This window comes from Streptomyces sp. NPDC054794 (genome assembly GCF_053611585.1).
On the sequence record NZ_JBSHAQ010000054.1, the window covers coordinates 18,803 to 39,773 of the forward strand.

The 20,971-nt window shown below is 72.6% G+C and carries 17 protein-coding genes; 8 read left to right on the plus strand and 9 right to left on the minus strand.

Annotated elements, in window-relative coordinates:
* Positions 1-23 precede the first annotated feature (23 nt).
* The 6 genes from ACWGKT_RS38790 to ACWGKT_RS38815 are packed head-to-tail and all read right to left on the minus strand — an operon-like array spanning position 24 to position 9,489.
* Positions 24-3,665 (minus strand): AAA family ATPase, encoded by a 3,642-nt coding sequence (locus ACWGKT_RS38790; RefSeq protein WP_453277365.1) that lies wholly within the window; start codon positions 3,663-3,665, stop codon positions 24-26.
* Entirely contained in the window at positions 3,662-5,038 is a 1,377-nt protein-coding gene (locus ACWGKT_RS38795; RefSeq protein ID WP_453277366.1) for a hypothetical protein, read from the minus strand. The genes ACWGKT_RS38790 and ACWGKT_RS38795 overlap by 4 nt, the downstream gene beginning before the upstream one ends.
* On the minus strand, positions 5,035-6,969 hold the full coding sequence (locus tag ACWGKT_RS38800) for a hypothetical protein (protein ID WP_453277367.1): 1,935 nt from the start codon (positions 6,967-6,969) through the stop codon (positions 5,035-5,037). The genes ACWGKT_RS38795 and ACWGKT_RS38800 overlap by 4 nt, the downstream gene beginning before the upstream one ends.
* Before the next feature lie 2 nt (positions 6,970-6,971).
* Complete coding sequence (locus ACWGKT_RS38805) at positions 6,972-8,009, minus strand: AAA family ATPase (RefSeq protein WP_356147788.1); 1,038 nt, start codon at positions 8,007-8,009, stop codon at positions 6,972-6,974.
* Positions 8,006-9,031: a hypothetical protein gene (locus ACWGKT_RS38810; RefSeq protein WP_453277368.1), complete on the minus strand. Its 1,026-nt coding sequence runs from the start codon at positions 9,029-9,031 to the stop codon at positions 8,006-8,008. The genes ACWGKT_RS38805 and ACWGKT_RS38810 overlap by 4 nt, the downstream gene beginning before the upstream one ends.
* Positions 9,028-9,489: a hypothetical protein gene (locus ACWGKT_RS38815; RefSeq protein WP_356147783.1), complete on the minus strand. Its 462-nt coding sequence runs from the start codon at positions 9,487-9,489 to the stop codon at positions 9,028-9,030. The genes ACWGKT_RS38810 and ACWGKT_RS38815 overlap by 4 nt, the downstream gene beginning before the upstream one ends.
* A gap of 173 nt (positions 9,490-9,662) precedes the next feature.
* On the opposite strand from ACWGKT_RS38815, the gene radA reads away from it, so the two are divergent.
* Positions 9,663-11,072: a DNA repair protein RadA gene (gene radA / locus ACWGKT_RS38820; protein ID WP_356147780.1), complete on the plus strand. Its 1,410-nt coding sequence runs from the start codon at positions 9,663-9,665 to the stop codon at positions 11,070-11,072.
* An 80-nt stretch (positions 11,073-11,152) separates the two neighbouring features.
* Positions 11,153-12,277 carry a DNA integrity scanning diadenylate cyclase DisA gene (gene disA / locus ACWGKT_RS38825; protein ID WP_356147778.1) on the plus strand — a complete coding sequence of 375 codons (1,125 nt, stop codon included), beginning with the start codon at positions 11,153-11,155 and terminating at the stop codon, positions 12,275-12,277.
* Positions 12,278-12,314: 37 nt separating this feature from the next.
* On the opposite strand, the gene ACWGKT_RS38830 is transcribed toward disA, so the two are convergent.
* Complete coding sequence (locus ACWGKT_RS38830; RefSeq protein WP_453277369.1) at positions 12,315-13,109, minus strand: hypothetical protein; 795 nt, start codon at positions 13,107-13,109, stop codon at positions 12,315-12,317.
* 217 nt (positions 13,110-13,326) lie between these two features.
* On the opposite strand from ACWGKT_RS38830, the gene ACWGKT_RS38835 reads away from it, so the two are divergent.
* From ACWGKT_RS38835 to cseC, 5 genes are all read left to right on the plus strand, one after another.
* Positions 13,327-14,202 (plus strand): HhH-GPD family protein, encoded by an 876-nt coding sequence (locus ACWGKT_RS38835; protein ID WP_356147773.1) that lies wholly within the window; start codon positions 13,327-13,329, stop codon positions 14,200-14,202.
* A gap of 266 nt (positions 14,203-14,468) precedes the next feature.
* A complete protein-coding gene (locus ACWGKT_RS38840) occupies positions 14,469-15,008 on the plus strand; it encodes a SigE family RNA polymerase sigma factor (RefSeq protein ID WP_235459376.1) in 540 nt (179 codons plus the stop codon).
* Positions 14,996-15,682: a hypothetical protein gene (locus tag ACWGKT_RS38845; protein ID WP_453277370.1), complete on the plus strand. Its 687-nt coding sequence runs from the start codon at positions 14,996-14,998 to the stop codon at positions 15,680-15,682. Before ACWGKT_RS38840 ends, ACWGKT_RS38845 begins: the two co-directional genes overlap by 13 nt.
* Positions 15,683-15,770: 88 nt before the next feature.
* A complete protein-coding gene (cseB, locus tag ACWGKT_RS38850; protein ID WP_453277371.1) occupies positions 15,771-16,472 on the plus strand; it encodes a two-component system response regulator CseB in 702 nt (233 codons plus the stop codon).
* Positions 16,473-16,483: 11 nt separating this feature from the next.
* Entirely contained in the window at positions 16,484-17,827 is a 1,344-nt protein-coding gene (gene cseC, locus ACWGKT_RS38855; protein WP_453277372.1) for a two-component system sensor histidine kinase CseC, read from the plus strand.
* Positions 17,828-17,971: 144 nt separating this feature from the next.
* On the opposite strand, the gene ACWGKT_RS38860 is transcribed toward cseC, so the two are convergent.
* Entirely contained in the window at positions 17,972-19,528 is a 1,557-nt protein-coding gene (locus ACWGKT_RS38860; protein ID WP_453277373.1) for an MDR family MFS transporter, read from the minus strand.
* Positions 19,529-19,680: 152 nt separating this feature from the next.
* Between ACWGKT_RS38860 and ACWGKT_RS38865 the strand changes: the two genes are divergently transcribed.
* Positions 19,681-20,277, plus strand: a complete 597-nt coding sequence (locus ACWGKT_RS38865; protein WP_356147758.1) for a TetR/AcrR family transcriptional regulator — start codon at positions 19,681-19,683, stop codon at positions 20,275-20,277.
* A 29-nt stretch (positions 20,278-20,306) separates the two neighbouring features.
* On the opposite strand, the gene ACWGKT_RS38870 is transcribed toward ACWGKT_RS38865, so the two are convergent.
* Positions 20,307-20,858 carry a M23 family metallopeptidase gene (locus tag ACWGKT_RS38870; protein WP_356147755.1) on the minus strand — a complete coding sequence of 184 codons (552 nt, stop codon included), beginning with the start codon at positions 20,856-20,858 and terminating at the stop codon, positions 20,307-20,309.
* Between the last annotated feature and the right edge of the window lie 113 nt (positions 20,859-20,971).

The following is a 20,971-nucleotide window of genomic DNA, read 5'->3' on the forward strand; positions in this document are numbered from 1 at the left end:
GTTGCTGACGGGTGGTGGCTGGATCAGCGGTGATCGAAGGGGACTTCTGGGGCTTCGGGGGCGTCGAAGAGGAGCGAGAAGGGGCTGCCGGGGTCCCGCGTGCGCAGGTGCCAGAGTTCGTCGGGCAGCTCGTCCAGCATGCCGACCCCGGAGACCAGCGCCCGCACCTGGCGGTACAGCTCCTCGCACCGGGGGCCGCACCGTGCCGGGTGGCTCTCCGTCGACCACAGGACGACGCCGTGGCCCCGGTCCAGCAACCGGGACATGATGGCCCGGCCGGGGCCGGTGCTCACCGGTCCGCAGACGAAGGGGATCACGTCCGGTGGGATGTGGGGCGGGGTCCCCTTGCGGGTGAGCAGGACGTGCGAGGCGGTGAAACGGCCGCTCACGCGCAGCTCGTTCCAGCGCCTGATCCATCGGGGGTCCGAACGATCCCGCCCTGTCTGCCGGATCGTCACCGGGCGCTGTTCGCCGATGGACACCTCCCCCGCGGGGCCGGCCGCCCAGAGGTGCGGCGCCACGTCGAACTGCCGCAGGGGCAGACAGACTTCGAGCGGTGCGGAGGCGAACGGGAAGCCGGTGGACTCGGACACGGTCCACAACTGCTCCGTGACACTGCGACCCAGCGACTCCGGCCCGCTTCCCGTGCCGCTCCCCGTGCCCTGCACCCGCACGGTCCGCTCGCCCGTGGCCACCACGGCCAGAAGCGTCCAGCGGAAGGAGGCCGAGCGGAAACGCAGGGCCTCCACGACCAGTCGGATCCGGCCTTCGGGCTCGGTCGCGCGTCGTCCGGCGAGCCTCGCCCGCTCCTGGGCCAACTCGGCGGCCTCCGACTCTCCGGTGCCGGCGAACGCGCTCTCCGCCTTTCTCCAGGACGTTTCCGCGTCAGTGAGCCACCCGAGGTGCTCCGCGGCCCGCGCCCGGACCTGCCAGGCCCGCGCCACCCCGTACAGGTCGCCCAGCTCCGCGAAGTCCCGGACGATCTCCTCCGCCATCCCGGCGGCCGACTCCGCGTTGCCCGTCCGGCTCAGTGCCTCGGCCCGGCTCAGCGCGGCCCGGGCCACCCCCAGCATGTCTCCGCGGGACTGGAACAGGTCCGCCGCACGGACCAGGCAGCGCAGCCCCTCCTCCCGGTCGCCGAGCCGCAGGTGCGCATCGCCCAGATGCATGACCGCCTCGGCCTGCGCCCGCCGGTCGGAGTGCCGCAACATCTCGTCGCAGGCGATGGTGTGCTGCTCCCGGGCCCTCTCCCAGTCGTCCATCGCCGCGTACACCAGCCCCAGGTCGTCGTGCGCCTTGGCCTGGCCCCAGACGTCGTTGAGTTCGAGGTAGAGAGCCTGCGCACGCAGGCAGGAGTCGGCCGCCCGGTCGAGCCGGACCAGGCCCCGCTCAGCGATGCCGCTGAGGCGCCACAGGTGTGCCGTCTGCCTTTGCCGGGTCTCCCGGGCCAGCGCCGTCCCGCACAGGTGCAGGCACACGTCGAAGTCGCGACGCCAGTTGAGGTAGGCGCCGAAGTACAGGAGCAGGTCGGTGGCCGTCCGGCCGTTCGGGTCCCCGGCCACCCCCAGGGCCAGCGCGCTCAGGGTCTCGCGCTCCCCGTCCAGCCAGCGCACCGCCGTGGTCGGCAGTCCGCTCGGTTCGCTGTACTCCTCCCAGCCGCCCAGCCCGAGACCCTGAACGGCTTCCCGCGTGCGGTTGGCACAGAAGTCCAGCAGGAGCTGCCGTGCCTGTTCCCTCCACTCCCTGAAGGCCCCGTCCCGCCCCGGGATCTGGTGGAGGTACGCCCGTACCAGGGGCGGCAGCTGCCGACGTGGGGTTGTCCCGACCGGCTCGACGAGGTACGTGTCCCCGAGAGCGTCGAGGGTCTCCGTCAGCCGGACCAGACCGAAGGCCTTCAGCAGTTCGGGGCCGGCGTCCGGGCCGGGTACCAGCGCCAGGAGTTGGAGCGCCTGCTGCTCCTCTGCTGTCAGGCGACGGTATTCGGCGTCGTAGGTGTCCCTGAGCGCGTCGAGGACACAGAAGATCCCGCCCTCCCTCTCAACCGTGCCGAGGAGGTAGGACAGCGGCAGGTCGGACCGCGCGGCCAGCCGCAGGGCCAGCGGCACCCTTCCGCACAGCTCGGCCAGCCGGCCCGCCGCCTCGCGGTCGGAACCGTCGGGGTCCAGCAGTTCCAGCGCGTCCGCCGGGTGGAGCGGCCCCAGCGCCAGCCTCCCCGTGGCCGGGCGGGCGACCGACCTGCGCCGTGCGGTGATCAGCACATGGAAGCGGTCGCTCATGGGCGCGATCCAGGGGGACGCGTCGTCGGGCTCCATCCCGTCGTGCACGACGAGCACATGCCCGTGGCGATCCGGCAGCCTCGACCTGACCCGCTCCACCGCCGCGTGGGCGTCCGTCCCGGCGGGGATGAAGTACGCGCCTCCCGGGTACCACCCGCGCTCCGTCGCGGCGTGCGCCGCCGCCAGCGCGAGCGCCGTCTTGCCGATCCCGGGCATGCCGCTCACCACCGTGACGTGGGGCTGTGCCCGCTCCCCGGCGGCCGGATCCAGCAGCCCCACCAGCCGTTCGAGTTCCTCGTCCCGCCCGACCAGCCGCTCCGGTGCCGACGGCAGCGCCAGCGGATCGACGGCGGGTTCGAGGGCGCCGAGCACCGCCACCACCGCCTCCACCGCGCGGTCCACCGCCGCCTCCCCCACGGCACAGACGGTGAGGTGCTCGATGCCCGGCACGGTGTACACGGCTTGGAGCAGGTCGACGTCCTCTCCGCTCACGACCGCCGCGCCGCCGCTCTGGTAACTGCTCACCGTGTCGTAGTGCGCGCTGTTCCCCAGAATCTCCCGGGCGACCGACTCCAGACGGCGGGACGGCTCCGACCGCCCCGCGTGCAGGACCACTCGGTTCGCCACGACCAGGTCACCGTGGTCCGTCCTGTGCGGCGCTCCTCGTCCTTGCACGACCGACACCATGACGGGAACGCGGTGTTCGCGGCAGATTTCCGCCATGTACCCCGCGCTGTGCCGCCAGCCGATGGTGGTCTTCCGCAGAAGGGCCACCTGCCACCGGGTACCGGAGAGCCTGCCGATCTCCGCCTGGTAGGCCCCTCGCCCCACCCGCCGTACCTCCCCCGTCAGCCGACGGCGGAACGCCCAGAACTGTGCCGCGGTCCCCGCCACGATCGGCACGGTCCCGACCGCTTCCCCCTCGTCCCCCTCGTCCTCGGTCACCGCCACCGGTGCCGCCGGCTCCGCCGCCACCGTCGGCAGCGGCACCTCCACCTCCGGCAGCGGGGCGGGCACCTCCTCCCCCGCCCCCACGCGCACCCGCAACCGCTCGCTGCGGAAGGGCACTCCGCCCGCCGTGATGAGCGTCAGTCGGAGCGCGGTGTCGCTGACGGCCGCGGCGTCCACCGCGTACGTGACGAAGCGCGCCGGACCGTACGTCCCCCCGAACCGGTGCAGTACCAAGGTCGAGTCCCCCACCGACTCCACCGCGAGCCCCGGCTCGCCCTCCAGCATGCAGCCGACCGCGTACTCCTCCGTGTCGTACGGCCAGGCCCCGGACTCCGGGTCGGCGATCTCGATGTCGACGGTGACGAGGTACTTGCGGCCGGTCTCGACCTCCTCGGGCCAGCTGACCAGGGGCCTGAGGGACACGGACGAGGGACTCACGTGCCGTCACCCCCTTCCCGGCCGGGTGCCTCCAGTGTGAGCGTGGTCCCGGGGTGACCGAAGTAGGCGTACATGAAGCTGGTGAAGAAGGCCTCCAGCGCCTCCTCGGCACCGTCCTCGTCGCCGGCGGCGAGGGCGCGCTCGGCCCTGCGGGCGTAGTACGCGCGGTGCTTCATCAGTTCGTCGGCCAGATTGACCGGGCCGTGCCGCGCGCTTCTGACCAGCCGGGCGGCGAAGTCGTGGGCGTGCGCCTTGCTGACCTCCGCCACGGTGGCGATGACGGCGCTCGCGCCCCATCTGAGGAAGACCTCGGCGAAGTTGCGCGGGACGGCGGCGTTGTAGCGCCGGTCGACCACCGGGCGGGCGGAGACACAGGAGTTGATGAGGACGGCTGCCCCGGTTTCCTGGAGGGCGTCCATCTCCCAGTCCTCGGAGAGTTCGGGGAGCGGGACGCCGCCGAGCCTGAACTCCTCGATGTCCTCGGAGTACTTGCCGTGGCAGCGGATGAGGAGCAGACCGAACGCGGTCGCCGGGTCGCCGAGGCGGGTGCGCAGGTCCGCCATCGTGGTGGACCGCTCCCCGACCTCGTGCTTGACGACGCTGTCCACGGCCACGGCGAACTCCGGGTCCTCGTAGACCAGTACGCCGCCCCTGCAGTGCTGCGGACGCGCGTCGTACCGCCATGCGCGGGCGCCGTCCCACACGGTGGTCCAGCGGATGACGGGCAGGGTGGCGCCGAGCCAGCCGCCGGCACCGGCGCCCGCGCCCGCACCTCCGTCGCCGCCCCCGTTCCCATCCCCGTTCCCGTTCCGGCGCGGGGGCCGGTGGAGGCCGGCCGACCGGCGGTGGAGGAGTTCCCACGGGATCTCGTGCGGTGTCTGGTCCCAGACGATCAACCGGGGTGCGTCCCCCTGCTTCAGCCGGTCCACCCAGGCGGCCAGTACCGTCTCCGTCTGCCACCAGCCCTTGACGTGGCGGTAGGTGGAGCGCCAGCCCTTCCGCTCGGCCCGCTCGACGAGCCGGGGCAGGCCGAGGCCGGGCTGACGGCGGTGCGCGAGGTCGGTGGAGCGGTTCGCGGCGAAGACCCGGCCCCGGTGGTGGAAGTGCAGTTCGAAGCTGGGCTCGCCCGCGTACGTGGTGCCCTTGACGCACAACAGTGCGGTGTCGGGCGGGAGTTCGGCGGAGAGGCCGGCGTCCTCCGGGTCGAAGCCCTGTGCGGGACTGGCCTCCTCGATGCCGTCGAGGTCGTACGCGGGCGTGCGCGGCGCGCCGACCGCCGCCGCGCCGGGCAGGTGGGCGTCCGTACCCGCGCCCGCTCGGGCGTGCGCGTCCGCGTGCAGCAGGCTCCGCAGGTTCATCGGCTCGGTGGTCATGCCGGCGCCCCCGGGACCCGCCCCGCCGCCACCACGAGGGTCGCGCCGAGCGCCTCCGCCAGTTCGACGGGGAGCTCGGGGTACTGGTCGAGGTCCGGTGCGATGACGACCGAGCGGACGCGGTGCAGCGTGGCGGCCGTGGCCGCGACCCGCAGCGCGTCGTCGACGCCCTCCCGGCGCACGCCGCTCGGCGGGGTCCCGCGCAGGCTGGCGTCCAGCGGCACATTGCCCCGGCCGTCGGTGACCACCACGAACAGGGCCTCGTCGACCACCGCGCGGCCCTTGCGCAGGAAGCGGCGCAGTTCGTGGACGGCCAGGTCGAGGGCGTGGGCGAGCGGGCTGGCGGTGCCGGGTGCGCGGGCGAAGGTGTCGAGCAGGGCGGGGTCGAGCAGCGAGGGCACGCGGACGCGTTCGGCGCACAGGTCGAGGTCCGCGTTCGCGTGGCCGAACTCCACGACGGTGACGGCGGCGTTGGACTCGTAGGCCCAGCGCAGATGCGGGGCGAGCGCGGCGGTCGGGTCCCAGTCGCGGCAGGAGTGGTCGAGGAGCAGGACCAGGGCGTGCGCGGCCTCCGGGCGGCGGCGGTACTGGCGCAGGTCGACGGGGCGCAGCGCGAGCGGCTCCGCGCGCAGCTCCGGGTGGAGCAGACGGGACTTCGCCGCCTCGACGAGGCTCGGGACGAGCGCGAGGTCGTGCACGTCGCGGGCGCGCATGGTTCCGGTCGGCCGGCCGTGCAGTCGCCGGGCGGCGCCGCGACGGCGGCCCGGGGGGCGGAGCGAGCCGAGCTGGGGGAGGGCGTCCGGGGAGTCCTCGGGATAGGGCGACCGCTCGGGCGCCGGGGTGCGCGGGGTCACCGGAGTGGTGGTCAACGGGCGGGGCGGGGCGGGCCGCGCGACCGGGGTGGGGGTGGGTTCGGTGGGCGCGGGCGACGGGGGCTCGGGGTGGTCCACGGCTTCGGTCGGGGCCGGCGGGCGCAGGGGCGGCCGGTCCTGGGGCGCCGGGGGGCGGAGCGGGGGTGGCTTGATGCCGAGCAGGGTGGCCGCCTGGGTGATGTGGTCCGGGTCGACGCCCGGGGCGCCGGAGCGGGCGGCGAGGGCTCGGGCCACGCGGGCCAGGGCCAGGGCGCGGCGCATGCCCGTGTCGGGGGGCACCAGCGCGACCGCCTCCCTGACGGCCGCCGCGCTCAGGGCCCCGCGGGAGACGTCCCGATCGACGCACGGGAGGGTCGGCAGCGCCCTGACCAGCGCGTCGCGCTCGGCGGGCAGGTCCCAGAAGCCGTCGGTGCCCAGGCTCCACAGCGCGTCGTTCAGGTGCTCGGCCTCGACGCGCAGCGGGAAGCGGTCCAGCAGGTGCGGGGACAGGCGTGCCGCCTCGGCACGGTCGACGGCCGCGAGCCAGTGGGCGCGGGGGTGCCAGCGCAGGCTGTGGCCGTGCATCTCCACATGGGCGGCGTCGGCGCCGATCAGGGTCACGGCGGCCCGGACGACGGCGGGGCCCGCCTGGCAGAGGTCCGGGACGAGGACGACCGGCGGTGCGCCGTCCGGCTCCTCCACCAGCAGTCCGGGTACGAGCCGGAAGCCGTCGTCGCCCAGCCGGGGACGCAGCCACAGCTCCTCCTCACCGAGCCAGGACCCGAGGCTGCGCACGACCGCGCCACCGCCACCGCCACCGGCACCGGCACCGGCACCGGCACCGGCAGCAGTCGCACCGTCCGCACCACGAGCCCCGCCCGCACGCCCCGCACCGCTGTGCGCGGCGAGCCAGGCCCCCAGCGCGGGCAGCAGCTCCGGATCGAGTCCGAGGAAGAGGACACCTCCCGCGCCGGGTTCCGTGGCCAGGCAGGCGAGAACGGTGAGGGCGCGGGTGACGGGGGACGGGACGCCGACGGAGGCGGCGGGGGTCGGGGCGGCGGCCGTGGGGTGGTCCGGCATGGTCAGTCCAGGGGGCCCGCGAGCAGGTCCCGTACGCGGGTGTCGTCCTCCTCGGTCCAGGCCGGGAGCGTGCCCGTGTCGCCCCGGCCCCGGCGGTGGACGAGGGCCGGCTTGGCGACCTTGCGCAGATGCTCGGTGGTCACCTGCCCGGCGTCCTCGATCGCGGCCAGCGCACGGGCGGCCCGCAGCAGGACGATCTCCCCGCGGTGCCCGGCGAGCCGGAAGCCCTCGGCGAGCGCGGCGCAGCCGGCGTAGACCTCGGGTCCGCATCCGATGCCGGCGAGCCGGGCGCGCGCGGCGTCCAGACCGGCCTTCTTCTCGGCGTCCGCCTCCAGCGCCTCGGCCAGGAACCGCGAACCGGGATCGCCGCGTTCCAGCTCGAAGCGCAGCACGGTCTCCACGATCCGCCGCCGCTGCCGGGCCTTGGACTCGGACTCCACGACGGCCACCAGGCCGAATCGGTCGAGGAGTTGGGGGCGCAGCCCGCCCTCGTCCGGGTTCATGGTGCCGACCAGCGTGAACTCCACATGCTGGGTCTGCTCGGAACGGTGGTCGCGTTCCAGGGCGAGGATGCCGGTGGAGGCCGCGTCCAGAATGATGTTGACCAGGTAGTCGTCGAGCAGGTTGATCTCGTCGACGTACAGCATGCGGGCCTTGGAGCGGGACGCCTGGACGAGCAGGCCGTCGGACTTGTGCGGCCGGCCCCGCATGAGCTCCTTGATCCGCCAGCCGCCGAGCACCCGGTCGTCGGTGGCGCCGATCGGCATCGTCACGGGCAGCCCGCCGACCGCCATCTTGGTGAAGGCGCGCACGGTGGTGGTCTTGGCGGTCCCGCGCTGCCCGGTGGCGAGCACTCCGCCCACGGCCGGGCAGACGTACGCGATCTCCAGCGCGGTCCGCAGCTCGTCCTGGCCGACGATCAGCGCGTACGGCAGCACGGTCTCCAGCGCGGCGGCCTCCCGGGCGGCGGCCTCCGGATCGTGTTCGTCGTGCACGTCGTGCGGGCCGCTGTGCGTGTCGTCGTGCGTGTCGTCCGTCATGGCTGTCCCTGTCCGCCGGTGGTGCTGCCTTGGTCCGCGTCCGCCGAGTACCTGAAGCCCGGCGGCAGCGGTACGCCCTGACGCCACAGGTCGCACCAGGCGGCCGCGATCCGCCGCTCCGCCGCGGGGTCCTCGGGGACCCGCACGGCCAGCGCCCGCAGCAGGGCGAACCGGTGCAGGTCGAAGGCCACGTGGAGGGACTCCCCGTAGGCCAGGGCCGCCTGCACCGCGCCCCGGTAGGCGACCCACGCCACGGCGAGCGGCACCAGTGCCAGCAGCAGCCACCAGCCCGTACGGGCGAGGAGGACCGCCGCGACCACGGCGGTGACGGCCATGGTGACCGCCATCCGGGCGGCGCCGTCCACGGTGTCCCGGCGGTCGTCCACCACCGCCCGGGTCTGCTCCCCGAGCAGCGGGTACAGGCGGGGCCAGGCGACCACGGCGTCGTAGCCGAAGGCGCGGCCCGCGGTGTCCTCGGCGGCGGCGAGGGCGTTGCCCAGGGCGGTGGGGCGTACGAGGTGATCGGGGAGGGGGTAGCGGCGGCGCAGTTCCGTACCGGCGACCCCGGCCCGCTGGACCAGGTCCGGCGTGAGGGCGGGGGCGGGCGGTGCACCCGGGGGACCCGGTGGGACGGGGCCCGCGGCGGGCAGCGCGGCGCGCTGCTCCCAGGCCGTCTTCCGCCGCCGCTGCCGGCCGCGCGCCCACTCCGTGGCCGGCCGCCGGGGCCACTGTCCTTCCAGGAGCCGGACCATCGGGGTCTGCAGCGGGGCGAGCAGGACGGCGACGAGGGTGACCCCGAGCACGAGCAGGACGACCTCCCCCACGCCGAGCGCGGCGGCGGTCGTCCACGCGCGCGTGAAGCTCAGGCCGCCCGAGGCCGGGGCGTGCCATCCCCGCGCGCCGGCCCAGCACAGGAGCAGGACGAAGAACACGGCCGCGTACGTCGGCAGGTAGCCCACCAGGAAGAAGCGCCGCCCCGCCGCGAGCCCGGCCGGCGGCTGCAGCGCGCCGCTCAGCTTCATCGCACCAGCTCCATGACCCCGTGGCCGGTCGCGCACCGGGGCAGGGCGCGTTCGTCGTAGAAGACGCGAGTCTCCTCCCGCGCGCACAACGGGCACACGAAGAGCAGGGTCCGGTACTGCGTGGACATGCCGAGCAGGCCCGCACGGTCCCCGGCGCCCCAGTCCGCGCCGGCGGCCGGGCCGCCGGGGTCACCGGCGACGCCCAAGGACTCGCGCACGCGCGCGTGCCCGCTGATCCCGATCCGCCCGGACTCCTCGGGCGCCCCCCTGAGCCGCAGGGCCACCCCTCGGTACTCGGGATGCGTCACGAAGAGGCCGTCGAGCAGGCGGGCGACATCGGGGGCGCGGTCGTCGTCCGGGTCTACGTCGATCACCGTGTCGTACGTGGTCAACCCGGCGTCGAGCAGCCCGCCGTAGACCTCGCGCGCCCACTCCGTCCGGTCCTCGTCGCCCGGCACCGGCCCACCCTCCTGCCCCCGCGGTGCGGCCACTGAACGGCATGCCCTCGTCGTGGCATCCGTAGCCGCTGATTGTACGGAGATCCACCACTGTGCGGGGATGCCTTGCACCAACTCCACCGGCACGATCGGAGCCGGACGGCGTTGTCAGTGGCCTCGGTTACGGTTTCCGCATGGCTGCCCGTACGAAGACCACCAAGGACCGCCCGTCCTACCGCTGCACCGAGTGCGGCTGGCAGACGGCCAAGTGGCTCGGCCGGTGCCCCGAGTGCCAGGCGTGGGGGACGATCGAGGAGTACGGCACGCCCGCGGTGCGCACGACGACGCCGGGACGCGTCACCACCTCCGCGCTGCCCATCGGGCAGGTCGACGGGCGGCAGGCCACCGCCCGCACGACGGGTGTGCCCGAGCTGGACCGGGTGCTCGGGGGCGGCCTCGTGCCCGGCGCGGTGGTGCTCCTGGCGGGCGAGCCCGGCGTCGGCAAGTCGACGCTGCTGCTCGACGTGGCGGCCAAGTCGGCCAGCGACGAGCACCGCACCCTCTATGTCACCGGCGAGGAGTCGGCGAGCCAGGTGCGGCTGCGCGCCGACCGGATCAACGCCCTGGACGACCACCTGTATCTGGCCGCCGAGACCGATCTTGCCGCCGTCCTCGGCCACTTGGACGCGGTGAAGCCGTCCCTGCTGATCCTCGACTCCGTGCAGACGGTCGCCTCCCCGGAGATCGACGGCGCGCCCGGCGGCATGGCGCAGGTGCGGGAGGTGGCGGGCGCGCTGATCCGGGCGTCGAAGGAACGCGGCATGTCCACCCTCCTTGTGGGCCACGTCACCAAGGACGGCGCCATCGCCGGCCCCCGCCTCCTCGAACACCTCGTGGACGTGGTGCTCCACTTCGAGGGCGACCGGCACGCCCGGCTGCGCCTGGTGCGCGGCGTCAAGAACCGGTACGGCGCCACGGACGAGGTCGGCTGCTTCGAGCTGCACGACGAGGGCATCACGGGCCTGGCCGACCCGAGCGGCCTGTTCCTGACCCGGCGCTCCGAGCCGGTGCCGGGGACCTGCCTGACGGTGACCCTGGAGGGCCGCCGCCCGCTGGTCGCCGAGGTGCAGGCGCTCACGGTCGACTCGCAGATCCCCTCGCCACGCCGGACGACCTCCGGTCTGGAGACCTCGCGCGTCTCGATGATGCTGGCCGTGCTGGAGCAGCGGGGCCGGATCAGCGCGCTCGGCAAGCGGGACATCTACTCGGCGACGGTGGGCGGCGTGAAGCTCTCGGAGCCTGCCGCGGACCTCGCCATCGCCCTGGCGCTGGCCTCCGCGGCCAGCGACACCCCGCTGCCGAAGAACCTGGTCGCCATCGGTGAGGTGGGGCTCGCGGGCGAGGTCAGACGGGTCACGGGCGTGCAGCGCAGGCTCGCCGAGGCCCACCGCCTGGGCTTCACGCACGCACTCGTGCCGGGTGATCCGGGCAAGATTCCTCCGGGGATGAAGGTCCTGGAAGTCGCGGACATAGGGGACGCGCTCAGGGTCCTTCCGCGCTCCCGTCGCCGAGAGGCCCCACAGGACGCGGAGCAGCGCCGGTAGACTTTGCCCTGGTCTCGCCTGTCCGTACGATCCGAGTGCGCGCACGGGAGTGCCCCAGAACCTGCGACCGGAGGAGTGCAGTGGCAGCCAACGACCGGGCAGCAGCTCCCGGAAAATCCGGTGGGAGTGCCGGTTCCGATGGCCTGATGCGCGCCTCGCTGAGCGCCGTGGCACCTGGTACGGGGCTGCGTGACGGCCTTGAGCGGGTTCTGCGCGGCAACACCGGCGGACTGATCGTGCTCGGCTCGGACAAGACCGTCGAGGCGATGTGCACGGGCGGCTTCGTGCTGGACGTGGAGTTCTCGGCCACGCGGCTGCGCGAGCTGTGCAAGCTGGACGGCGGCATCGTGATCTCCTCCGACCTGTCGAAGATCCTGCGGGCGGGCGTCCAGCTGGTCCCGGACCCGACCATCCCGACGGAGGAGACGGGCACCCGGCACCGCACGGCGGACCGCGTCTCGAAGCAGGTCGGCTTCCCGGTGGTCTCCGTCTCCCAGTCGATGCGCCTGATCGCGCTGTACGTCGACGGCCAGCGGCGCGTGCTCGAAGACTCCGCGGCGATCCTCTCCCGCGCCAACCAGGCGCTGGCCACGCTGGAGCGGTACAAGCTCCGCCTGGACGAGGTCGCGGGAACGCTGTCGGCGCTGGAGATCGAGGACCTGGTGACGGTCCGCGACGTGTCCGCGGTCGCGCAGCGTCTGGAGATGGTGCGCCGCATCGCCACCGAAATCGCCGAGTACGTGGTCGAACTGGGCACCGACGGGCGTCTGCTCGCCCTCCAGCTGGACGAGTTGATCGCGGGCGTGGAGCCGGAGCGCGAGCTGGTGGTCCGGGACTACGTCCCCGAGCCGACGGCCAAGCGTTCCCGCACGGTCGATGAGGCGCTGGCCGAACTCGACGCGCTCACCCACGCCGAGCTCCTCGAACTCCCCACGGTCGCCCGGGCGCTGGGCTACACCGGCTCCCCCGAGACCCTCGACTCGGCGGTCTCGCCGCGCGGTTTCCGTCTGCTGGCCAAGGTGCCGAGGCTGCCGGGCGCGATCATCGACCGGCTGGTGGAGCACTTCGGCGGTCTGCAGAAGCTGCTGGCCGCGAGCGTCGACGACCTCCAGACGGTGGACGGTGTGGGCGAGGCCCGCGCGCGCAGCGTCCGGGAGGGCCTGTCCCGCCTGGCGGAGTCGTCGATCCTGGAACGTTACGTCTGAGTCGCGCCCCCGCGCCGCCCTCGCGGGCGCGGAGCGATCAGTCGGCCGACAGCACGAAGGACGTCTGCGCCTTGGCGAACCCGGGCGCCTTGGCCTCCACCAGGTAGGTCCCCGCCTTGGCGGACCCCGCCGGCGGCGTCGCGCACTCGGGGGCGCTCGGCTTGCGGTCCCACGTCACGGTGTACGTGATGCTGCCGTCGGCCGGCACCCGGAACAGCAGGCTGCCCGATGTCTTCGGGCAGTCGGCGGACGAGAAGAAGTCGTCGTCGCCGTCCGCCTGCGTGATCGTCAACACCGTCCGCTTCGGCCCGAGATCGACCTTGCAGTCGCTCCCGGACGTGTTCTTGGCGATGAGTTCGAAGGCGGGCGACTGGTCGGGCGAGTACGAGTTGTGCCGGCTGCGCAGGCTCAACGTGACCGATCCGGCCGTGCAGTTGGGCAGCGCGGAGGAGGCCGGCAGCACGTCGCCCGCGGCGACACCGCCGCTGCCCGAGCCGGAACCGGAACCGTCGTCCGAGCCGCTCCCGTCCGTCGCGCCGGAGCCGCCGTCACCCGTCCCGGTGTCGCCGCCGGAGCCGCCGCCGCTCGACTCGTCGCGCCCGCCGGGGTGTTGGCTGTAGGCGGGCCCGGATCCAGACGAACCCGGCGTGATCGAGGGCAGCGGATTCTTGCCGTTGGACCCGTCGGCGTTCTTCTTGCCGCCCCCGCCGCCCGCGGTGGCGATCCACGCGATCAGCAGCGCCGACACGGCGACCGCCGACAGCATGATCACCCTCCGTCGCCAGTAGATGGAGGAGGGAAGCGGCCCGACCGGATTACGCAGAGATCCCACGGCGCAAACTGTACGAGAGATCGGCGCGCTAGCTTGCGCCACCCGCCGCCCGGAACACAACTTTTCCGGATCATCATCCCGGCAACTTCCCACAACGGCCCTACTTTTCATGCCCGGCGCACCACGCTCGGCGCACCACTCCCCGCACAACAGGGGTCTATGCCTCGGGCATGCCTCGGAGCGCACCTGTCCTTCCCGTGGCAGGATCGGAAGGGCCATGACTGAGATGCTCCACACCCCCGTGATCGCCTGGTTCGACGCACACGCCCGCGACCTCCCCTGGCGCCGCCCGGAAGCGGGCCCCTGGGGGGTGATGGTGAGCGAGTTCATGCTCCAGCAGACGCCGGTCAACCGGGTCCTGCCGGTCTACGAGCAGTGGCTGGCCCGCTGGCCCCGCCCCGCCGACCTGGCCGCCGAGGCCCCCGGCGAGGCCGTCCGCGCCTGGGGCCGGCTCGGCTACCCGCGCCGCGCCCTGCGCCTGCACGGCGCCGCGGCCGCCATAACGGAGCGGCACGGCGGGGACGTGCCGACGGACCACAACCAGCTGCTGGCCCTGCCCGGTATCGGCGAGTACACGGCGGCCGCGGTGGCCTCCTTCGCGTACGGGCAGCGGCACGCGGTGCTGGACACCAATGTCCGCCGGGTCCTCGCGCGTGCGGTCAGCGGTGTGCAGTACCCGCCGAACGCCACCACCGCCGCCGAGCGCCGGCTCGCCCGTGAGCTGCTGCCGGAGGACGAGGGGACGGCCGCCCGCTGGGCCGCCGCCTCGATGGAGCTGGGCGCACTGGTGTGCACGGCGAAGAACGAGACCTGCCAGAGCTGCCCGATCGCCTCCCAGTGCGCCTGGCGGCTTGCGGGCAAGCCGGAGCACGAGGGCCCGCCGCGGCGCGGTCAGACGTACGCCGGTACGGACCGGCAGGTGCGCGGCAAGCTCCTCGCCGTCCTGCGGGAGGCGCACACGCCCGTGCCGCAGGCCGCCCTGGACCGGGTGTGGCACGAACCGGTGCAGCGCGGCCGGGCGCTGGACGGGCTCGTCGCGGACGGTCTGGTGGAGCCGCTGCCGGGCGGTCTGTACCGGCTGCCGCTGAGCTGACACACGGCCAGATCACAGCAACGACAGCTGTTTCACAGCCCCGCGGCCTCACATATCGCCTCATAGCGGAGCAATTCGCCCTGCTCCTTTACCCCGTTCCCCTTTCCGTTACACAACCGACGGACAGCCGAGTGCTAGCCGCAGGCTGCTTCGGACAGCCCCGTGACAACCGCTCCGTAACTTCATTTCTGTGCCCGACACGACCACGGGGACAACGGAACGACAGGCACGGGCCGAAGAAAAACGGGGAACGGAGGCGGTTGATCATGTCGCAGGGCGAGGTGCTGGAGTTCGAGGAGTACGTCCGCACACGGCAGGACGCGCTGCTGCGCAGCGCCCGCCGTCTGGTGCCGGACCCCGTCGACGCCCAGGACCTGCTCCAGACGGCGCTGGTACGGACGTACGGCCGCTGGGACGGCATCTCGGACAAGCGGCTGGCGGACGCCTATCTGCGCCGGGTGATGATCAACACGCGCACCGAGTGGTGGCGGGCCCGCAAGCTGGAGGAGGTCCCGACCGAGCAGCTGCCCGACGCCTGCGTGGAGGACTCCACCGAGCAGCACGCCGACCGCGCGCTCCTGATGGACATCATGAAGGTTCTGGCTCCGAAGCAGCGCAGCGTCGTCGTGCTGCGACACTGGGAGCAGATGTCCACGGAGGAGACGGCCGCCGCCCTCGGCATGTCGGCCGGAACGGTCAAGAGCACGCTGCACCGGGCGCTCGCCCGGCTCCGCGAGGAGCTGGAGGCCCGCGATCTGGACGCACGCGCGCTGGAGCGTGAGGAGCGGGAGCGGTGCGCGGCCTGACCGACGAGGAGCCCACAGCGGCTCACGGGGCCTTGCAGGCGGCGATCACGGCGGTGGCCGTGCTCGCCGCCCTCGGGCTTTTCATGGCGGCCTGCGCCACCGGTGGCACCGGCGCCCGTGACGAGGGTCCGGCACACGCCGACGCCGTCGCGGGAGCGGGAGCCGACACCGCCGCCGGCGCGGCCCCCTCACCCGCGCCCAACGCCTCCGACACGTACAAGCGCGTGGACGCCGTCTCGCTCGTCAAGAGCGACCCGAAGGTGTCCGCGACGGTCAAACGGGACCTGAAGCCGTGCGTCGGCGACGAGTACCCGCTCGACGTGTCGTACGGCGACCTGACCGGCGGCGTGGCCAAGGACATCGTGGTGAACGTGCTGACCTGCGCCGACGCGGTGGGCGTGGGGTCGTACGTGTACCGGGCCGAGGACGGCAGGTACGAGAATGTGTTCAAGGCCGAGGAGTCTCCGGTCTACGCGGAGATAGACCGGGGCGACCTGATGGTGACCAAGCAGGTGTACGACAAGAGCGACCCGGTCTCGAACCCGTCCGGCGAGAACGTGATCACGTACAGCTGGTCCGCGGGCCGCTTCGTGCAGACGGCCTACCACCACACCGACTACGGCAGCTCGGTCGGCGGCGAGCCGACACCGGTGCCGTCGGTCTCCTCCGGCTGATCCGAACCCCGCGATGTGAACCCCGCACCCGATTCGTACGTCACCTCAGTGACGGCAGCAGAAGAACACGAGGACTGAGAGCACCGGGATGGCAGACCAGACCCATGTCCTGTTCGTCGAGGACGACGACGTCATCCGCGAGGCCACCCAGCTCGCCCTGGAGCGGGACGGCTTCGCGGTCACGGCGATGCCCGACGGACTGTCGGGCCTGGACGCGTTCCGCTCGAACCGCCCCGACATCGCGCTCCTGGACGTCATGGTCCCGGGCCTGGACGGCGTCAGCCTGTGCCGGCGCATCCGCGACGAGTCGACGGTGCCGGTGATCATGCTGTCGGCACGGGCCGACTCCATCGACGTCGTGCTGGGCCTGGAAGCCGGCGCCGACGACTATGTGACCAAGCCCTTCGACGGCGCCGTCCTGGTCGCGCGGATCCGCGCCGTGCTGCGCCGCTTCGGGCACGCCGGCGGCGACCGCACGGAGTCCGAATCCGCCGCGGTGGACGGCGGGATGCTGACCTTCGGCGACCTGGCGATCGACACCGAGGGCATGGAGGTGCAGCGGGCCGGACAGCCGGTGGCCCTGACGCCCACCGAGATGCGGCTGCTGCTCGAATTCTCCTCCGCGCCGGGCACCGTGCTCTCCCGCGACAAGCTGCTCGAACGCGTGTGGGACTACGGCTGGGGCGGCGACACACGCGTCGTCGACGTCCATGTGCAGCGGCTGCGGACGAAGATCGGCCAGGACCGGATCGAGACGGTCCGCGGCTTCGGCTACAAGCTGAAGGCCTGAGCGGGGCGGGCATGCGGGGGCTCACAAGACGGCCGATGCGCGGGCGGATGGCGCGCGCGGGGATCCGCACCGGACTCAGATGGAAGCTCAGCGCGGCCATCGCGCTGGTCGGCGCGCTGGTCGCGATCGCGCTCAGCCTGGTCGTGCACAACGCCGCCCGGGTATCGATGCTGGACAACTCGCGCGACCTCGCGCTCGAACGCCTGCAGATCGCGGAGCGCAACTTCGACCTGACCCGGCACGCGAACTTCCCCGGCGCCGAGATCGACGACCCGAAGCTGCCGCCGGCGCTGCGGGAGAAGATGGAGGAGGCCCGCCGGGCCACGTATGTCACCGAGCGCGACGGCAACGCGCCGGACATCTGGGCCGCCGTTCCGCTGAAGGACGGTCATGTCCTGTCCCTGCACACCCACTTCACCGACCGCAGCGAGAACGTCATCAGGGACCTCGACCAGGCCCTGGTGATCGGCTCCATCGCCGTCGTCCTCGGCGGCAGCGCGCTCGGCGTGACCATCGGCGGACAGCTCTCGCGCCGGTTGCGCAAGGCGGCGGCCGCGGCGAACCAGGTCGCCCAGGGCGAGCCGGACGTGCGGGTGCGGGACGCCATCGGCGGTGTCGTACGGGACGAGACCGACGACCTCGCGCGCGCGGTGGACGCCATGGCGGACGCGCTCCAGCAGCGGCTGGAGGCCGAGCGCCGGGTCACCGCCGACATCGCGCACGAGCTGCGCACCCCGGTGACCGGGCTGCTGACCGCCGCCGAACTCCTGCCGCCCGGCCGCCCCACCGAGCTGGTCCTGGACCGGGCCAAGGCGATGCGCACCCTCGTCGAGGACGTCCTGGAGGTGGCCCGTCTGGACAGCGCCTCCGAGCGGGCCGAGCTGCAGGACATCATGCTGGGCGAGTTCGTCACCCGGCGGGTGACCGCCAAGGACCCGGGGGTCGCCGTGCACGTGGTGCACGAGTCGGAGGTCACGACCGACCCGCGGCGCCTGGAGCGGGTGCTGTTCAACCTGATCGCCAACGCCGCCCGGCACGGCAAGCCGCCGATCGAGGTCACCGTCGAGGGCCGGGTCATCCGGGTCCGCGACCACGGCCCCGGCTTCCCCGAGGAACTGCTCGCCGAGGGGCCGAGCCGCTTCCGCACCGGCAGCAGGGACCGCGCCGGAAAGGGCCACGGCCTCGGACTGACCATCGCGGCGGGGCAGGCGCGCGTGCTGGGCGCCCGGCTGACCTTCCGCAACGTACGCCCCGCGGGCGCCCCGGACCACATCCCGGCGGAGGGAGCGGTGGCCGTCCTGTGGCTGCCCGAACACGCGCCGACGAGCACCGGCAGCTATCCGATGATGCCGTAGGCCCCCGGCCGCCGAAGTCCGGCGGGCTCCGGCCCCGCACACGACGAAGGCCCCGGGGCGGACACCCGCCGGGGCCTTCGTGTGTGTCACCGCGTGTTCGTCACCGCGTGGTCGTCACCGGCTCGGGGAACCGGGTCGGGCCGGTCAGACGGCCTCGGCCATCGGAGCCGGGGCCGCGTCGGCGGCCTCCGCCTGCGGCTTCTGCGGCTCGCCCCGGAGCGGGACCTCCTTCACGAACAGGGCCGCGATCAGCACGATCACCGCGATCCCCGCGCCCAGCAGGAACGCCGAGTGGGTACCGGCGGACACCGCGTGCTGGTAGGCGTCCCGCGCCGCGGCGGGCAGCTTGGCCAGGTGGGCGGCGTCCAGCTGCGCCGACTGCTCGGTGATCTTCGAGCCCACCGTCCCGGCCCGCTCGGCCATGACGTCCTGGACCCGGTGGTTGAACAGTGCGCCCATGATCGCGACGCCGAAGGAGGAGCCGAGCGTACGGAACAGCGTGGTCGAGGAGGAGGCGACGCCGATGTCCTTCATCTCGACGCTGTTCTGCGCGACCAGCATGGTGATCTGCATCAGGCAGCCCATGCCCAGACCCAGCACGGCCATGTACACACCCGAGGTGAACCGGGAGGTCCCCGTGTCCATCAGCGACAGCAGGTACAGCCCGGTGACCATCAGCACGCCGCCGACGATCGGGAAGGCCTTGTAGCGTCCGGTGCTGGTGGTGACCCGCCCGGCGACCATCGAGGTCACGAGCATCGCGCCGAGCATCGGCAGGAGCAGCAGACCCGAGTTGGTCGCGGACGCGCCCTGCACCGACTGCTGGTACAGCGGCAGGAACAGCGTGGCGCCGAACATCACGAAGCCGGTGATGAAGCCGATCACGGACATCAGCGTGAAGTTTCCGCTGCGGAAGATGTGCAGCGGCAGCACCGGATCGGCGGCCCTGGTCTGCCAGAACACGAACCCGATCAGCGTGGCGACGCCGATGCCGATCAGCTCCATGATCCGCGCGGACGTCCAGGCGTACTCCGAGCCGCCCCAGGTGGTCACCAGGACGATGGACGTGATGCCGACGGTCAGCAGCACGACACCGAGGTAGTCGATGCCGGCCTTGGACCGCTTCTTCGGCAGGTGCAGCACCGCGCTGATCACCACCAGCGCGACGGCGCCGAGCGGCAGGTTGATGTAGAAGGACCAGCGCCAGCCCCAGTTGTCGGTGATCGTGCCGCCGACCAGCGGGCCGCCGATCATCGCGAGCGCCATGACGCCGGCGATCATGCCCTGGTACTTGCCCCGCTCCCGCGGCGGCACCAGGTCACCGATGATCGCCATGACGCCGACCATCAGACCACCGGCGCCGAGGCCCTGAACGGCCCGGAACCCGATCAGCTCGCCCATGTTCTGGGCCATACCGCTGAGCGCGGAGCCGATCAGGAAGATCACTATGGAGCTCATGAAGGCGCCCTTGCGCCCGTACATGTCACCGAGCTTGCCCCAGATCGGGGTGGAGGCCGCCGTGGCCAGGGTGTAGCCGGTCACCACCCAGGAAAGGTGCTCCAGTCCCCCCAGTTCACCCACGATCGTCGGCATCGCCGTGCCCACGATCATGTTGTCGAGCATCGCGAGCATCATCGCGATCAGCAGGGCGAGCAGGACGACCCGCACGCTCCTGGGCTCTTTGGTTTCGGCGTCCGCCATCAGTCCCACTCCCCCGGCGTTGGCACTTACTTGCCGCCCGGCTAGTTGTCTACACTGGGAAGGTAGACCGACTACTAGCCGGGCGTCAAGTAAGTTTCCGGGGGGCTGGTCGGGCGTCAGTCAGTTTCCGCCTGAGCGCGAGGAGTACGAGGATGGGCGTCACCATGGACGGCACCAAACAGCAGCGCCGCGGCAACACCCGCCAGCGCATCCAGGACGTCGCACTCGAACTCTTCGCCGAGCAGGGCTACGAGAAGACCTCCCTGCGGGAGATCGCCGAGCGCCTCGACGTCACCAAAGCGGCGCTCTACTACCACTTCAAGACCAAGGAAGAGATCATCGTCAGCCTCTTCGAGGACCTGACGAAGCCGATCGGAGACCTGATCGAGTGGGGCGGAAAGCAGCCTCGCACCCTGGAGACCAAGCACGAGATCGTACGGCGCTACAGCCAGGCGCTCGTCGACGCGGCACCGCTGTTCCGTTTCATGCAGGAGAACCAGGCGACCGTGCGCGAACTGCGCATCGGCGACAGCTTCAAGGACCGGATGCGCGCCCTGCGCGACATCATCGCCGATTCGGACGCGGACCTGGTCGACCAGGTCCGCTGCGTCAGCGCCCTGTTCACGCTGCACGCCGGCATGTTCGTGATGCAGGACGTGGAAGGCGACCCCGAGAAGAAGCGCGAGGCAGCTCTCGAAGTCGCCATGGACCTGGTCACCCAGGCACACCGGGGCTCCCGTCAGGAGTAGCCCCGGCCCAGCTCGTCAGGGCCGGACCGTCAGACGGTCACGCCCTTGGCGCGCAGGAAGGACACGGGGTCGATCGCGGACCCGTAGTTCGGGGTCGTACGGATCTCGAAGTGCAGGTGGGGACCGGTGGAGTTGCCGGTGTTGCCGGAGCGCGCGATGTGCTGGCCGGTCTTCACGACCTGGCCGGGCTGCACGTCGATCCGGGACAGGTGGGCGTACTGCGAGTAGGTCCCGTTGCCGTGCTTGATGACGACGGCGTTGCCGTAGGCGGGGCCGTCACCGGCGCCGTTGGGGCCCGCCTTGACGACGGTGCCACCGTGGGCGGCGACGACGTCGGTACCGATCGGCACGGCGAAGTCCTGACCGCTGTGCTTGTGCTGCCACATGCCGCCGGCCTGGTTGAAGGTCGCGGAGAGGGTGTACTGCTTCACCGGGTCGACCCAGGAAGGGGCGGCCGCGGTGGCGGCGCTTGCGACCCCGGTTCCCACGACGGCCGTGGCGCCCAGGCCGGCGGCCAGGACGGCCACCCGGGTACGGAGCTTGGTCGTACGGGAAGAGCGGGACGTAACGCGCTGGAGCATCTGAACCTCGTGGGTTGGGGAACGGGGCGATCCCTTGGTAACCCGCCACGCCGCCGGGTCTCAAACACCTCTTCTACTGCCCAAGGTAGTAATTGAACCGATAATCGCCTATT